This window comes from Amycolatopsis rubida, assembly GCF_900115345.1.
Classification (GTDB): Bacteria; Actinomycetota; Actinomycetes; order Mycobacteriales; family Pseudonocardiaceae; genus Amycolatopsis; species Amycolatopsis rubida.
Genome location: NZ_FOWC01000006.1, coordinates 359,918 through 374,345, shown reverse-complemented (window position 1 = coordinate 374,345; position 14,428 = coordinate 359,918). Strand labels below are relative to the sequence as shown.

At 74.4% G+C, this 14,428-nt stretch carries 11 protein-coding genes; 3 read left to right on the top strand and 8 right to left on the bottom strand.

Translation table 11 applies throughout. The features are described 5' to 3' along the window. The first annotated feature begins 10 nt into the window (after positions 1 to 10). Positions 11 to 1,054 carry a methyltransferase gene (locus BM362_RS24485; protein ID WP_093574674.1) on the top strand — a complete coding sequence of 348 codons (1,044 nt, stop codon included), beginning with the start codon at positions 11 to 13 and terminating at the stop codon, positions 1,052 to 1,054. 4 nt (positions 1,055 to 1,058) lie between these two features. Then, a complete protein-coding gene (locus tag BM362_RS24480; protein ID WP_093574673.1) occupies positions 1,059 to 2,495 on the top strand; it encodes an amidase in 1,437 nt (478 codons plus the stop codon). 84 nt (positions 2,496 to 2,579) lie between these two features. Here BM362_RS24480 and BM362_RS24475 read toward each other — a convergent pair whose 3' ends face one another. Then, complete coding sequence (locus tag BM362_RS24475; protein WP_167545416.1) at positions 2,580 to 2,918, bottom strand: MmcQ/YjbR family DNA-binding protein; 339 nt, start codon at positions 2,916 to 2,918, stop codon at positions 2,580 to 2,582. A 55-nt stretch (positions 2,919 to 2,973) separates the two neighbouring features. Next, complete coding sequence (locus BM362_RS24470) at positions 2,974 to 3,276, bottom strand: hypothetical protein (protein ID WP_067588303.1); 303 nt, start codon at positions 3,274 to 3,276, stop codon at positions 2,974 to 2,976. A gap of 88 nt (positions 3,277 to 3,364) precedes the next feature. On the opposite strand from BM362_RS24470, the gene BM362_RS24465 reads away from it, so the two are divergent. Continuing rightward, a complete protein-coding gene (locus BM362_RS24465) occupies positions 3,365 to 5,665 on the top strand; it encodes a CoA transferase (protein WP_093574671.1) in 2,301 nt (766 codons plus the stop codon). 671 nt (positions 5,666 to 6,336) lie between these two features. Here the strand turns inward: BM362_RS24465 and BM362_RS24460 are convergent. The 6 genes from BM362_RS24460 to BM362_RS24435 all read right to left on the bottom strand — a co-directional run bounded on the left by BM362_RS24460 (position 6,337) and on the right by BM362_RS24435 (position 14,423). Next, the gene (locus BM362_RS24460) at positions 6,337 to 8,766 is read right to left on the bottom strand and encodes an alpha-L-rhamnosidase-related protein (RefSeq protein ID WP_143132474.1); all 2,430 of its coding nucleotides are present in this window, start codon (positions 8,764 to 8,766) and stop codon (positions 6,337 to 6,339) included. Then, entirely contained in the window at positions 8,763 to 10,208 is a 1,446-nt protein-coding gene (locus BM362_RS24455; protein ID WP_143132473.1) for a class I adenylate-forming enzyme family protein, read from the bottom strand. The genes BM362_RS24460 and BM362_RS24455 overlap by 4 nt, the downstream gene beginning before the upstream one ends. Beyond that, a complete protein-coding gene (locus BM362_RS24450; protein ID WP_067588312.1) occupies positions 10,205 to 11,938 on the bottom strand; it encodes a carbamoyltransferase N-terminal domain-containing protein in 1,734 nt (577 codons plus the stop codon). Before BM362_RS24450 ends, BM362_RS24455 begins: the two co-directional genes overlap by 4 nt. A 31-nt stretch (positions 11,939 to 11,969) precedes the next feature. Then, complete coding sequence (locus BM362_RS24445) at positions 11,970 to 12,233, bottom strand: acyl carrier protein (protein WP_067588314.1); 264 nt, start codon at positions 12,231 to 12,233, stop codon at positions 11,970 to 11,972. A gap of 28 nt (positions 12,234 to 12,261) precedes the next feature. Next, the gene (locus BM362_RS24440) at positions 12,262 to 13,440 is read right to left on the bottom strand and encodes an acyl-CoA dehydrogenase family protein (protein ID WP_067588317.1); all 1,179 of its coding nucleotides are present in this window, start codon (positions 13,438 to 13,440) and stop codon (positions 12,262 to 12,264) included. A gap of 104 nt (positions 13,441 to 13,544) precedes the next feature. Further along, complete coding sequence (locus BM362_RS24435; protein WP_093574668.1) at positions 13,545 to 14,423, bottom strand: LLM class flavin-dependent oxidoreductase; 879 nt, start codon at positions 14,421 to 14,423, stop codon at positions 13,545 to 13,547. Positions 14,424 to 14,428: the final 5 nt, after the last annotated feature.

Genomic DNA, 14,428 nt, shown 5'->3' with positions numbered 1-14,428 from the left:
CCGAGGTGTCATGTCGACCACCGAGCACAGCGCCGCCGGATCCGAGGAGGCCCCGGCGGTGAATTTCCCCGCGCTGACCGACGTGGTCACGCCGTTCGCTGTCCGCTGCGCGGCGACCCTGCGCCTCGCCGATCTGATCGGTGCCGGCTCCCGCGACGCCGCCGCGCTCGCCGAATCGGCCGGGGCCGATCCCGCCGCGCTCGCGCGACTGCTGGACCACCTTTGCGTGGCGGGCCTGTTCGCCGCCGACGGCGATTCCTACCGGGTCACCGCGGCGGGCGCCGTCCTGCGCGAGGACCACCCGGCCGGGCTGCGGGCCACCCTCGACCTGGAAACCTTCGTCGGGCGCAGCGATTCTTCCTGCGCCAACCTGCTGCACTCGGTGCGCACCGGGGAACCGGGGTACCAGAAGACCTTCGGCGCTCCGCTGTGGACGGACACGGTCGCGCACCCGGAACTGGTGACCGGCTTCGAGCATCTGCACGAGATGTTCGGCGCGTGGTCGGAGCCGACGGTGACCGGCGGGTTCGACTGGGCGTCGGCGAAACAGGTGGTGGACGTCGGATGCGGGCACGGCGCGGTGCTGCGGCGGCTGCTGCTGGCCTTCGGGCACTTGCGGGCGACGCTCGTCGACCTGCCGGAAATCGTGGCCAGGGCGGAACAATCGCTCGGCGAAGCGGGGCTGGGCGACCGGGTGAGCGGCGCGCCGGGCAGCTACTTCGACCCGTTGCCGGAAGGGGCGGACGCCTACCTGCTCTCGCTGATCGTCCACCAGGAGCCGCACGAGCGCGCGGTCGCACTGCTGCGCCGATGCGCGGATGCGGCCGGATCGCACGGCACGGTGCTGGTCATGCAGGCTCCGGTGACGCCGGCGAACCGGTTCGCGATGACCGCGCTGGACCTGCGCATGCTGGTGACCGTCGGCGGGCGGGAGCGCACCGTCGACCAGTACCGCGACCTGTTCGCCGAAGCCGGGCTGCGGATCGCCGGCCAGTACGCGGGCGGCTCGGAATCGCCGGTCGACCCGGTGCTGTTCGCCTGCGTCGCGAACTGAGCCGGTGCGCACGACCGCGACCGGACTGGTCGCCGACCTGGCCGCCGGACGCGTCAGCAGCTCCGCCGCGCTGGAGTACTTCCTGAGCCGGGTCAAGGAGCACAATCCCGCGCTGAACGCCGTGGTGGCTCTCGACGTCGCCGGCGCCAGGGCACAGGCCGAGGCCGCCGACGCGGCCGCCGCGCGCGGGCTCCGGCTCGGCCCGCTGCACGGGCTCCCGATGACGGTGAAGGACACTTTCGAGACCGCCGGCCTGGTCACCACGGCCGGAGCCCCGGAACTGGCGGGACACCTGCCCGAGCGCGACGCGGACGCGGTGGCCCGGCTGCGGGCCGCCGGAGCTGTCGTGTTCGGCAAGACCAACACGCCGCTTTACGCCGGGGATTTCCAGTCCTGCAACGACGTCTACGGCACCACCGGCAATCCGTGGGACCTCGCCCGGACGCCCGGCGGATCGTCCGGGGGTTCGGCCGCCGCGCTGGCCGCCGGGCTCACGCCCCTGGAGCTGGGCAGCGACGTCGCCGGGTCGATCCGCTCCCCCGCGCACTTCTGCGGGGTATGCGGGCATCTCCCGACCCGGGGAGCCGTCCCGGCGCGCGGGCACATTCCCGGTGCGCCCGGCACCCTCGCGGTGCCGCCGCTGGGCTCGCCCGGCCCGATGGCGCGGTGCGTGGCCGATCTCGAACTCGCCTTGGACGTGCTCGTCGGCCCCGACCTGGCCGGAGTGCCCGGCGGGACGCTCCCCGCCGCCGCGGTGCGCACCGGCGAGCTGCGCCTGGCGGTGTGGGCCGAGCATCCGGCGTTGCGCACCGACCCGGAGATCCGGGCCGCGCTCGACGAACTCGCCGGGGAACTGGCCGGCCTCGGCGTCCGAGTGCTGCGCAAGCTGCGCCCGCCGCGCCCGCTGTACGAGATCCACCAGACCTACGCGCGGCTGCTGCTCGCGGTACTGGCCCCGAGCTTCCCGGAACCGGTTTTCCGGCGGCTGCGGCGGATCGCCCGGCGTGCCTCGCCCGACGACCGCCGTCCGGCGGTGGAACTGGGCCGGGCGGTCACGCTCAGCTACCGGGAATGGCAGGACCTGGACGAGCGGCGCGCCCGGATCACCGCCGGGTGGGCCGCGGTGTTCGCCGAGGCGGACGCGGTGCTCACGCCCGCCGCGCCGCTGACCGCCTTCGCCCACCAGACGGCGGGGACCCCGCTCACCCGGGAACTCGAGGTCAACGGCCGGAAGGCGCCGTATCTGGCCCAGATGGCCTGGGCGACCCCGGCCAGCCTGTCCGGCCTGCCCGCGACGACGGTCCCGCTCGGCCGCAGCGCCGCCGGGCTGCCGTTCGGGGTGCAGGTGATCGCGCCCCGGTGGCACGACCGCAAGGCGCTCGCGGTGGCCCGGGTCGTCGAGCGGCTGACCGGCGGGTTCGAGGCGCCGCCGGGCTACTGACCGGGAGCCGAGGGTGCCGGGCGGCCGCGGCGTCCGGTCCGCCGCGCCAGCCGAAGCCTGCCGGACCGATGCGGCCGGCCGGGGCTACTGGCCGGCCAGCTGTGCCGACAGCTTCTTCGGCGCCAGCAGCCGGTAGGCGTCGGCCAGCATCGTGCGCACCTCGGTCCAGTCGACCTTGCCCGCTTCCAGGTCGAGGGCCACCCAGCCGCGGGAGCCGAGGTAGGCGGGCGCGTAGAACCGCTCCCCCTCCTGCTCGATCAGCTCGGCCTGCGCGCCCGGCGCGGCTTTGCACGCGATCGCGATCTTGCCGTCGCCGTGGTGGTCGTCGAGGAAGTAGGCGAAGTTCTTCCCGCGCACCGAGTACGCGACATGCTGCTCGCCCTTGCTCTGCACTTCCGGGAGCGCCTCGGCGAGTTCTGTCACGCGTGCACGTTTTGCGGTCGCGGAGTCCGGTCGGCCCATGCCGCGAGCCTAACGGTCATCGGGGCAGGCGGCAGTCGTCGGCCGCCGCGACGATGGCGAACCGGGTGGCCAGCGACGCCGCCCGGAGACAGTGCTGGGCGGCGCGCAGGCATTCCGGACGCGCCGGGCCCGGCGCGCTCCGCGCGTCGGCGAGGTGCTGCGCGGCTTGGATCGCGGCCAGCAGCGCGTCGTCCGCGCCGGTGGTCCCGGCGCCGAGGGCGGCCGACTCGGCGAGCGCGGCCAGCTCGGCGCGCAGCCGCGCGGCCGCGGATCCGTTGTGGACAGTGGAGGTTTGCGCACTCGCCGGAACCCGATCCATACTCGTTGCTCACCCCGCGTAAGAGATCGACCAGAACTTCGACGGTCATCAGCATTCAGCTGCTTTCCCTTATCGCGCAAGGAAGACAATGGAACACGAAAGTCAGTTCGGGCCGCTTCGCGGGCTCCGGGTGCTCGAAACCGCGACCGGAGTGGCCGGCCCCTACGCGGGACGGCTGCTGGCCATGCTCGGGGCGACGGTCGCCAAGGTCGAACCCGCGGGCGGGGACCCCGCGCGGCGGCTTTCGGCCGACGGGCGGGCGCAGCGGGACCCGAGCCCGGTTTTCGTCCATCTCAACGCCGGGAAGCGGCTGCTCTCCCCGGACGCGGCCGCGGTCCCGGAACTGCTGGAATGGGCCGACGTCGTGCTCAGCGACCGGGTGCGCCGCGAGTTCGGGCCGTGGGAACTGCGCGCGGGCCTCGCCGATCCGCCGCTGCTGGTGTCGGTGACCGCGTGGGGCGTCGATGCCGGGAGCGCGGGAGAGCCGTCCGACGAGATGCTGGTGCAGGCGGCCTCCGGGCTGCTCGCCGCGACCTGTCACGAGGACGGCGGCCCAGACCGGTTCCCCGGCTGGCAAACGCAGTATCTGGCCGGAACCTACGCCGCGGCGGCCGCGCTGGCCGGACGGCCCGGCGGGCACGCCGAGACGACCTGGCGGGCCGCCGCGGCCTCGGCGGTGGAGTCGCAGGCCGCGGCCGCGCTGTACGCCGCGACTTCGGCCAACGCCGCCGATCCGGAGGAGGAACGGCGCCAGGCCGGCTTCCAGACCCGCACGTTCCCGTCCGGGGTGTTCCGCTGCGCCGACGGGTTCGTGGTGCCGGGCACGGTCCGCGGCGAGGACTGGAACCGCCAGTGCCTGCTCTACGACCGCGGCGACCTGCTGCGCGACGAACGCTTCGGGTGGGCGCGCCGGTGGGCCAACCGGGAGCTGCTGCGCGGCGAACTGGCCGGCTGGTACGCCGGGCGCACCCGGCGCGAGGTCTTCGACGCCGGTCTGGCCGCGGGCTGGTCGGTCGGCAAGGTGCTCGACGCCGCCGACGCCCTCGACGACCCGCACCTGGCCGCTCGCGAGTTCCTCGGCACGGTCCGCGGCGCCTCGGCGGGCCGCGCGATCGTGCGGCCGTGGCGGGATCCGGCCGCGCCGGCGCCGCGCTCGGTGCGGCTCTCCGAACCCGCCGAGGACAACGGATGGTTTCGCTCCGGCGCGACCCGCGGCCGGTCGCCCCGGCTGCCGGACCCGCGCCGGCTGCGGGTGCTCGAACTGACCTGGGCCTGGGCCGGGCCGCTCGCCGGCCGGCTGCTGGGCGCGCTGGGCGCGGACGTGGTGCGGGTCGAGTCCGGTCGGCATCCCGACGGCTGGCGCACCCGGTTCCGCTTCGCCGAAACCGGGGCCCCGCTGCCCGAGGGCGCCGACCCGCACGAGTACACCTGGGACGCCGCGGCCCAGTTCAACAGCGTGAACCGCAACAAGCGCGCCGTGTCGCTGGACCTGTCCGCGCCGGACGGGAACCGGGTCTTCCGCGATCTGGTGGACGCCGCGGACGTGCTGGTGGTGAACATGAACCACCGCGTGCTCGAGGACCGGGGCGTCGCCGCGCACGTGCGCGCGCGGGTGGCCGAGGGGCTGGTGCTGGTCACCATGCCCGCGCTCGGCAGCAGCGGCCCGCACCGGGCGATGCCGGGCTTCGGCATGCTGACCGAGGCGATGGGCGGGTTCGCCGCCCGTTACGGCCCGCCCTCCGCCGGTGCCGAGGTGAGCCCGACCTACTACCCGGACGCGGTGGCCGGCGCGCACGCGGCGGTCGCGGTGCTGTCCGGGCTGGCGGCGCGGACGGCGACCGGGCGGGGCCGCGAGATCGACCTGTCCCAGCAGGAAACGCTGTGGCTGCAGTTCGGCGAAGGCATCGTGCTGGCTTCCCGCGAAGGACGTCCGCCGCGGCGGATCGGCAACAGCGAACCGGACGTCCCGGCCGGCGTGCTGGCGACCGCGGACGGGTACGTGGCCTACGTCGGCGGAGCCGCGGATCCGCGGTGGGCGGAAAAGCGCGACGGCGCGGCGGTGGTGGAGGCGTTGCGACGGAAGGGTTTCCGTGCGGAGCGGATGCGTACGGTGCGCGAGCTGTTCGAGAACGGCGAGCTGCACTGGGCCGAACGGGTCCGCCACCCGGTGACCGGGGAACGCGGATACCTCGGCATTCCGGTCGGCATGGACGGGAAGGGACTGGCGACGGTCCGTCCGGCGCCGTGCTACGACCAGCACACCGACGAGGTGCTGACGGAATGGCTCGGGACACCGGCGGAGGAACTGGCGGCGCTGCGCGCGGCCGAGGCGATCGGGACGGTGCCCCGGCAGCCCTACCGGGTACGGAAGGCGCGCCGGGCCTCGTGAGCTCCGTCGACGGGGTTCCCCGCTCGTGGCTGGGAAAACCCTCGGCCAGCGCGATCCGCGAGGCAGGAAACCCCCGCGCACCCGGCACCCCAGCTCCACCGGCGACGACACCGCCGCCCCGGACCGGCCGAGGCGACCGCGACGGTGCCCCGACAGCCCTACCGGGTACGGAAGACGCGCCGGGCCTCGTGAGCTCCGCCGACGGGGTTCCCCGGCCATGGCTGGGAAAACCCTCGACCAGCGCGATCCGCGAGGCGGGGAATCCCCCGCGCGCCCGGCACCCCAGCTCCACCGGCGACGACACCGCCGCCCCGGACCGGCCGAAGCGACCGCGACGGCACCCCGACAGCCCTACCGGGTACGGAAGACGCGCCGGGCCTCGTGAGCTCCGCCGACGAGGTTCCCCGGCCATGGCTGGGAAAACCCTCGACCAGCGCGATCCGCGAGGCGGGGAATCCCCCGCGCGCCCGGCACCCCAGCTCCACCGGCGACGACACTGCCGCCCCGGACCGGTCCAGCTGCACGCGGCCGAGGCGGTCGCGACGGCACCCCGGCAGCCGCACCGGGCCTTGCGGACCTTCACCGGCGAGGTTTCCCGGCCACGACCGGGAACTCCTCGCCCGGCAGCCCCCGCGAGGCGGGGAATCCCCTGACACGGCGAGAAACCCCGCTCAGCCAGGCTGCTCCCGCGACCACGAGAACCGCCCCGCCGGGCGATCGCGCGCCCAGCCGTCCAGCTCCACCGTGAACGGCACCGGGCTCGACACCGCCACCTCGGACCGGTCCAGCCGGACCTCCACCAGCCCGAACGGCGTCGGAACCGCGCCCGCCACCCGGGTCAGCGCGCCCGGCCGCGGTGCGATCCTCGCTCGCGCGAAGCCGGGCTCGGCGGGGCTGACGCCCAGCACGTACAGCGGCAGATCCCGGCTCGGCGTGCTCGACCAGCCGTGACAGTACGACCCGCCGTGCCACACCTCGCGCCACGTGCGCGTGCCGTCGCCGGCCAGTTCCGACCAGTCCCGGCAGAGGTCGGCGATGTGGTCCGCTCCGCCGAGCAGGGCCACGGCGTCGTGCACCACGTAGCGGAAAAACGGCTGTGCGGCGACGACTTCCCGCTCCACGTCCCAATCCGGCGCGGGCGGGCCCAGCGCGGCCCGCAGCGGCATCAGGCCGAACGACCACGCGCGCCGCACCAAAGCTGTCCGGTCCAGCAGGAAAGCCAGTGCCCGGGCATGGCGCGACGGCGGGATCAGGCCGCCGGCCGCGGCGGCGGCGGTGGCGTGTTCGCTCATCGCCGGCGCGAGCCCGGCCGCGGTCAGCCAATCGCGGTAGCCGCCCCGGTCCTCGTCCCAGTACTGCTCGAAGGCGGCGGCCAGTTCGCCGTGCCGCCCGCGCGCCCAGCGGGCCCGGCCCGCGTCGCCGAGCCACTCGGCCATCTCCGCGAAGTCCCGCAGCGCCCGGCCCCACAGCCCGTTCAGCACGCTGCTCGCGCCCCGACCCTGAACGCTCGCCCAGTCCAGCAGGACCCATCCGGTCACGTCCGTCAGCAGGCCGTCGCGCGAGAACGGCTCGAACCAGCGCACCACCCGTTCGGCGACCGGGAGCAGTTCGCCCACCAGCTCGGCGTCGCCGGTCCACCGGTACAGGTTGTGCACCGAACGCACCCAGTGCAGCGCCCAGTCCGGGATGTACGCCCCGTCGCGGTGCTCGTAGTCGCCCGCGACCGCCATCGGCAGCATTCCGTCCGGACGCGGCGACGCGGCCAGCCGGGGATGCCACCGGGCGAGCCGCCAGTCCGGATTGGACAGCAGGTCCACCGACTGGTGCACCACCGAATCCCCGGTCCACGCCCGCTGCTCGCGGGTGGGGCAGTCGATGTAGGCGTCCTGCGCGGTGAGGTCCACCGTGCGCAGCCCGGTCTCGTAGACGGCGTCGAGCACCGGGTCGCCGGATTCGAAGAACGGGCCCGGCGGACGCGGGCGAAGGCGCTCGAGCACGGAAAGCCCGCGGACGGTCACCTCGCCCTCGCCGCGCAGCACCAGCAGCACGAACCGGCCGCCGACCGGATCGGCCGAGCAGAACCGGTCGGACTTGCCGCGCGTGCGGTAGCGCGCCGCGTACCCGTGCTGGAACGGGCGCAGCCGCAGGTGCTCGTCGAGGTCCTCGGCGGGCCGGGCGTCGACCGTCACACCGGGCGGCGCGTCCAGTTCGAACACCAGGGTGCCGGCGACCACCTCGTCCCAGCCCGCGGTGAGCAGCACCGCGACGCCGGGTTCCAGCACGGTCGTGAAGGGCAGTCCGGCCGGGACCGGGCCGGGCGCGGCTCCGGCGTCCACGTTCGCGACGAGGTCAGCCGGTCCGTACTCGCCGCCGGGATCCGGGCCACGCCGCTCGCGCAGCCACCGGACCGGGCGTTCGACCGGCTCGCCGGGCGGCACCGGGTTCTCCAGCAGCGGGCCGTACGGGTCGGCGGGCGGCGTGGACCGGGCCGTGCCGCCGAGGTGCAGCGTGGTGAGCACGCGGGCGGGCGCCCAGCCGGTGTCGTCGAAGCCGGGTTCGAGCCAGGCCGGATCGCACAGCGCGCCGTCGAGCACTTCCGGCACCGCGTGCCCGACCCCGGACGGCTTCTGCGGCGTCCACGCCGGACTCGTCTGGTGCCGCCAGCTGCGGTCGGTGCCGAGCACCCCGGACGGCAGCTCGAGTTCGGCGAGCAGCACTCCCGCGCCGTGGCTGAAGGTGGGCGTGACCGGTCGCCACCACGCGTTCGCTTCGCCGTAGAAGCGCACCAGAACGCAGATCGCGTTGTCCCCCGGCACCAGCCACCGGGCGACGTCGACGACGTCGTAGAGCAGCCGTCCGGCCGCGCCGCGACCCGGACCGCGCGCCGCCTCGTGCCCGTTGACCCACACCGTGTACCGGGAGTCCGCGGTGATCCGCAGCGAGGCGGCGGCGGGCACCAGAGCGAGCGGGAAGACGCGCCGGAACCGCACCCGCCGATCGTGCGCCGCGGCGGGCACCAGCGGCACGTCGGAGAACTCCCCGGTTTTGGCGATCCGGCCGTCGGCGCACCAGATCCACTGGCCGGTCCAGCCGCGGCTCACCCGGCCACCGGCTCCCGCGCCGCGCGTTCCCGCAGCACCCGTCTCGCCAGCTTCCCGGTTGCGGTCACCGGCAGCTCGTCCACGAGGAACAACCGGCGCGGTCGGCGGTCGTCGGCGATCCGGCCGCGCAGCCAGTCGCGCACCTCGGCCAGTTCCAGCCGCCGTCCGCTGCGCACCGCGGCCGCGACCACCTCGCCCCAGCGCGGATCGGGCAGGCCGAACACCGCGCACGCCTCGACGTCGGGGTGCCCGGCCAGTACTTCCTCCACATCGGAGGGAAAGACGTTCACGCCGCCGGTGATGATCAAGTCGTCGTCCCGGCCGGCGAGGTGCACGTAGCCCTCTTCGTCGACGAACCCGACATCGCCGACGCTGCCCCAGTCGCCGTCGCGCCCGGCAGGCGTCTGGCCGGGACCGGAAACGTAACCGTCGAACGCCAGCGGAGTGAGCGCGCGAAGCGTCCCGGCCTCGCCCGCGGGCAGCCGCCGGGCGCCGCGGAAAGCGGCGATCCGCACCCCGTCGAAGGGCCGTCCGCACGACCCGGGGCGGGCCAGGAACTCCTCCGCGGGCAACGCGCACATCGGCCCGAGTTCGGTGCAGCCGTAGCACTCGACGAATCCCTCGCCGAAGACGTCCAGGGCGGCGCGCTTGAGCCGGTCGGGGAACGGCTCGCCGGACACCACGACGTGGCTCAGCGGCGGGCGCGGGCCGGGCCGGGCGCGGGCGAAGGAGACCAGCCGGGCCAGCTGGGTCGGGGTGAGGAACCCGCTGTCGCATCGGTGTTCGACCGCGGAGTCCAGCCAGGACCGTTCGTCGAAGCGGGGCAGCAGGACGACGGTGCCGCCGAGCGACAGCGTCATCAGCGCGCAGGTCCACGGGCCCGAGTGGTACAGCGGCCCGCCGACGAGGAACCGCGAGGACGGTCCGAGCCGGAACCCGCGGGCGATCGCGTCCGACAGCCGCCGATCGCCGCGGGTGCGCAGCGCCGCCTTCGGACTGCCGGTGGTCCCGGAGGTGAACAGCAGCGAAGCTCCCGCGCCCAGCCGTCCGCCGTCCGCGGCCGCGCGGGGAATCCCCGGGTCGCCCGCCGGCTCGGGCGGATCGTCCGCGTCGAGCACGTTTTCCTTGCCGTGCAACAGCTCCAGCAGCTCCCGGGCGGCACCGCTGGCCACCACCACCGCGGGCTGGGCGACCGCGAGCCGCCCGGCGAGTTCGCCCGGGGTGGAGCGGCCGCCGAGGGCGACCGCCTGCGCGCCGATCCGCCGCGCCGCGAGCGCGACCGTCAGCACCTCGGGCCGGTTGGGCAGCAGCCAGGCCACCCGGCCCGCCGGGCCGGCGCCGCGCGACCGCAGCAGCGCCGCCCAGCGGGTCACTTCCCGTTCGAGCTCGTCGCGGCTGAGCTGCCCGCTTTCGGAGACGATCGCCGCCGCCGTCCCGCTCATCCGGCCGCTCCGCGCGGCGTGCGGGACCACGACTCCGGGACCGCGTCAGTCGAGTACAGGGTGCCCGCCGACCACACGTGCCGCGTGCCGTGCCACTGCATCGCCGAGGCCGCGTCGGGGAAGAAGCCCCGGCCCGGGTGGTTGGCGCTGGTGTTGCACAGCACCGGGATCCCCGTCCGCGCCTCGTAAGCGGTCAGCAGCCGTTCCAGCAACGGGTTGTCCGCGCCGACCGTTTCCAGCCGCGCGCTGCCGTCGAGGTGCGCCACCGCCGGGATCTTGCCCTGCCATTCCGGGCGGACGAAGTGGTCGAACAGCATGTACGGATCCCGGGTGCCCGGAGAAAACACTTCCGGCGCCCGGTTTTCCAGGCAGACCGGGGCCACCGGGCGGTACCACTCGCGGCCCTTGATCGCGTTCAGCCGGTCCCGCATCGCCTCGTCCCCGGCCGGCGCGATGATGCTGCGGTGCCCCAGCGCGCGGGGACCGAGCTCCGCCGGTCCGTCGACGATCACCACCGGTTCGCCGGCTTCGGCCAGCAGCGCCGCGAGGTCCTCGACCGACGCCGGTTTCGCGGTCCAGCCCGGTTCGGCCGCGGCGGTTTCGCGCACCGGCGGCCCGGCGAACACCGACCAGTCCAGCCAGGACGTCCCGGTGCGGCGCACCATTTCCGTGCACGCCGCGCCGATGGCCGATCCCGCGTCGTTCGGGAACGGCGGCACCCACACCTCCGGCGCCAGCCGGCTCGCGCGCAGCCCGGAGTTCCACTTGATGTTGAGCGCGCAGCCGCCGGACAGGCACAACGGCAGCCCGGCCAGCTCCGGCCGGGCGCGCAGCACCTCGCCGAGACCGTCCCGCAGCCGGCGGAACAGATGCTCCTGGAAGGAGTTCAGGATCGACGCGTCGGAAAGCCCCAGCTTCGCCACGCCGCTGAGCACCCGCCTGCTCCACAGGTACGCGCGGATCGCGCCGTCGATCTCGCCCACCTGAGCGTCGACCTCCGCCATCACCGCGATGGCTTCCTCCGAAGCCGGGCCGAGCGCGGCGTACGCCATCGCCTTGCCCGAGACCGGGAGCAGCGCCTCGAGCCCCGGACCCGCGTCGGCGGCCCGGCGGGCGTCGTGGTCCACCCGGAACGGGCCGAAGTGCGACGCGAAAATCGGGTACAGCGCGCCGGAAACCCCGCACACCGGGCCGAAGCATTCGAGCCGCGGTCCGGCCGGGTCGAACCGGTACAGCACCGGCGGCACCCCGCCGTCCCACACCAGCATCAGAGCGGGCTCGCGCTCCCGCGCGAACGGGCTGGTGCAGTAGGCGGACATGACGTGGTCGGTGGTGTGGGTGAAGCTGCGGAAGGCCACCGGCTCGCCGCCGACGAGCGGGCTCTGCCCGGTCACCCCGGTCAGCATCGCCGCGCCCGCGCCCGGTTCGTCGTGGTACAGCGCGACTTCGACCGGCTGGACCGCGCCCTGCGCGTCGCGGATCTCCACCCAGCTCTCGCCCTCGCGGCCGCGCGCCCAGCCGTCGACCGCGAACACCGGCGCGCGCACGTCCTCGATCCCGTGCGCGCGCAACTGCCGCGCGATCTCCGCGGGCTCCGCGAACGGGCTGTGCCGCGGGTTGTTGCCCAGCTTCTCGGCCTCGACCGAAACCAGCAGCCGGTTGCCCTCGATCACGGCGAACCCGCCGTCGTGGGTGAGCTTCAGCCCGCAGATGACCTCGTGCTCTGGCATGTCGTCCTCCGCCCTTCGCCGGCCGCGCCGCTCAGCCCGCGGCTTGGTGCTCGCGGATGATCGCCGCGCATTCGGTCACCGTCGGGTTCTCGAACAGCAGGAACAGGTCGATCACCTCGCCGTAGGTCTCGTTCAGCCGGTTGCAGATGTCCATCAGCTGGATCGAGTCGAGCCCGAGGTCGAAGAAGCTCTGGTCGGGCGCGACCTCGACCTCCGCCACCTCGCTGACGACCTTCGCCACCACCGGGGCGGGATCTCCCGCGCCGGCCACCTGCTCGCTCGGTCGAGTGGTCATGGTGTCTCTTCCCTCCTGCGGAATCCGCTCACATCATCCAGGGGTCCGGCACCGGGAGGCCGAACAGCGACCGGCCCACCCGGGTCTCGTGGTATTCGGAGAAATAGCCGTGATGGCTGCCCGCGTTGATGTCGCGCCAGCAGCGCTGGATCGGCGAACGGTCGAACAGCGCGCCGCCTCCGGCCAGCTGGAACACGGTGTTCACGACGTCCACGCCGGTGCGGATCGCCTGGCCGGTCGCCAGCCGCACCGAGGCCCGGTCCGCCATTGTCGTCTCGTCGCCGGCGAGCGTGCGCTCCCACGCCGTGCCCAGCACGTCGCGCGCGTACGCCTCGGCCGAGCGCAGTCCCGCCTCGGCCCTGGCGTAGGCGATCTGCACCGACTGCTCCTCGGCCAGCGGACGGCTGCCGCGCGATTTGTTCGGGGCCAGCTCGCGGAACTCGTCGAGCGCGCGCCGGGCGATGCCCAGCGGGAACCCGGCGAACAGCACCCCCATCAGCGCGAAGAACGACCAGTTGAAGATCGCGCCCTCGTGCCGGGCGCGCTCGAAGATCGGGTTGGCGGTGTACTCCGGCGCCACCACGAGGTCGCTGACCGACACGTCGTTGCTCCCGGTGCCCTTCAGCCCGGCCACGTGCCAGGTGTCGAGAACGTCCACATCGGACGCGGGCACGAACACCAGCCGCCAGTCCGGCCGCCCCGGCGCCACGATCGCCGGTTTCCCGCCGTCCTGCACCATGACCCCGTTGGCGAACCACGAGGCGTTGCGGGCCCCGGTGTTGAACGGCCAGCGCCCGTTGACCAGGAGGCCGCCGTCCGGGCGCGGCTCGGCCTTGCCCAGCGGAGCGAACACCGTGGCCACCGCGCGCGGCCGCGCGGCGAGAATGCTCCGCGCGACCTCGGGTTCCAGCCAGGCGACGAAAAACGTGGCGTTGAGGCTCAGCGCGGCGAAGCCGGCGGAGCCGTCCGCGCGAGAGATCTCCCGGATCGTCTCCAGCACGGTCACCGGGTCCATCTCCAGCCCGCCGAGACTCTCCGGGAGCAGCAGGTCGAGCAGGCCGGCGTCGGAGATCGCGGAGAGCAGATCCGGCGGGACGCGCCCGCCCCGCTCCCCCTCCAGCGCCCGATCGCTGATCTGCGGCGCCAATGCGGCTGCTGCGGCCAGGACCTCGGTCCTCGACCGGGCGCGCTCGACGGTCACGGTCATGCCGGTCCCTCCAGTCAGAAGAAAGTGGTTGGCGTGCTGCGGAATTCGCCTCGCCGGACCCCGGACAGGAGTCTGGCCGCCCGGCGCGGCGAGGGCAAGGGCGGTCACGGCGGAGCCACCGCGGCGGCCAGTTCGCCGAGCAGTCCGACGGTTTCCGGCCCGGCGGTCTCCCCCGTATCCACAATGGACAGATGGACGCCGAGCGCGGCCAGTTCACCGTAGCGCTGCGCCGCCTCGGCCACCGTGCTCGTGCCCGGTTCCCCGGTCGCGGACAGCCGCGCCGTGCCATAGGTGGTCACGGTGATCTCCTCGAACGGCCTGCCCAGTTCGGCGCAGCAGTCGCGCAGCATCCGCAGCTTCAGCCCGACCACCGCGGGGTTCCCGTCCTCGTGCAGGCCGCACGCGTCTCCGTACCGGGCCACCAGCCGCAACACGCGGCGCTCGTGCGCGCCGCCGACGAGCACGGGCGGCGGGCGCACGAACGACGGCGCGAACCAGGGCTCCGGCAGCCGGTAGTGCTTGCCCTCGAACGGCTCCGTCGACCCGGACAGCACCTGCCGGGTCAGCGCCAGGGTGTCCTCCAGCCGTTCGAACCGCTCGCTCCACGGGCCGAGCGGCAGGCCGAACGCGCGGTGTTCCTCCTCGTGCCACGGCGGGCCCAGCCCCAGCCACACCCGGCCGCCGGACAGCGCGTCGAGCGAGGTGAGCATCTTGAGCAGCAGCGCCGGATGCCGGTGGGTGACCGCGGTGGTCATGGTGCCCAGCCCGATCCGTTCGGTGGCCGCGGCGAGGAAGCTCAGCGCGGTGTAGGCCTCGAGGAACGGCTCGCCGGGATCGCCGAACATCGGGATCTGCCGGAAGTGGTCGTTGACCCAGATGCTCGACAGCCCAGCCTGTTCGGCGTCGCGGCCGACGCGGGCGAGCGCGGGCCCGGCCGCGCCCGGCGGCCAGCCGAAGCGCTGCAGCAGAAGTCCGATCCGCATCGCCG

What these genes read in the sequence shown, in the direction of transcription:
- BM362_RS24485 (WP_093574674.1), top strand. Translation starts at nt 11, where the DNA reads ATGTCGACCACCGAGCACAGCGCCGCCGGATCCGAGGAGGCCCCGGCG.
- BM362_RS24465 (WP_093574671.1), top strand. Translation starts at nt 3,365, where the DNA reads ATGGAACACGAAAGTCAGTTCGGGCCGCTTCGCGGGCTCCGGGTGCTC.
- BM362_RS24440 (WP_067588317.1), bottom strand. Translation starts at nt 13,440, where the DNA reads ATGACCGTGACCGTCGAGCGCGCCCGGTCGAGGACCGAGGTCCTGGCC.
- BM362_RS24445 (WP_067588314.1), bottom strand. Translation starts at nt 12,233, where the DNA reads ATGACCACTCGACCGAGCGAGCAGGTGGCCGGCGCGGGAGATCCCGCC.
- BM362_RS24450 (WP_067588312.1), bottom strand. Translation starts at nt 11,938, where the DNA reads ATGCCAGAGCACGAGGTCATCTGCGGGCTGAAGCTCACCCACGACGGC.
- BM362_RS24470 (WP_067588303.1), bottom strand. Translation starts at nt 3,276, where the DNA reads ATGGATCGGGTTCCGGCGAGTGCGCAAACCTCCACTGTCCACAACGGA.
- BM362_RS24435 (WP_093574668.1), bottom strand. Translation starts at nt 14,423, where the DNA reads ATGCGGATCGGACTTCTGCTGCAGCGCTTCGGCTGGCCGCCGGGCGCG.
- BM362_RS24455 (WP_143132473.1), bottom strand. Translation starts at nt 10,208, where the DNA reads ATGAGCGGGACGGCGGCGGCGATCGTCTCCGAAAGCGGGCAGCTCAGC.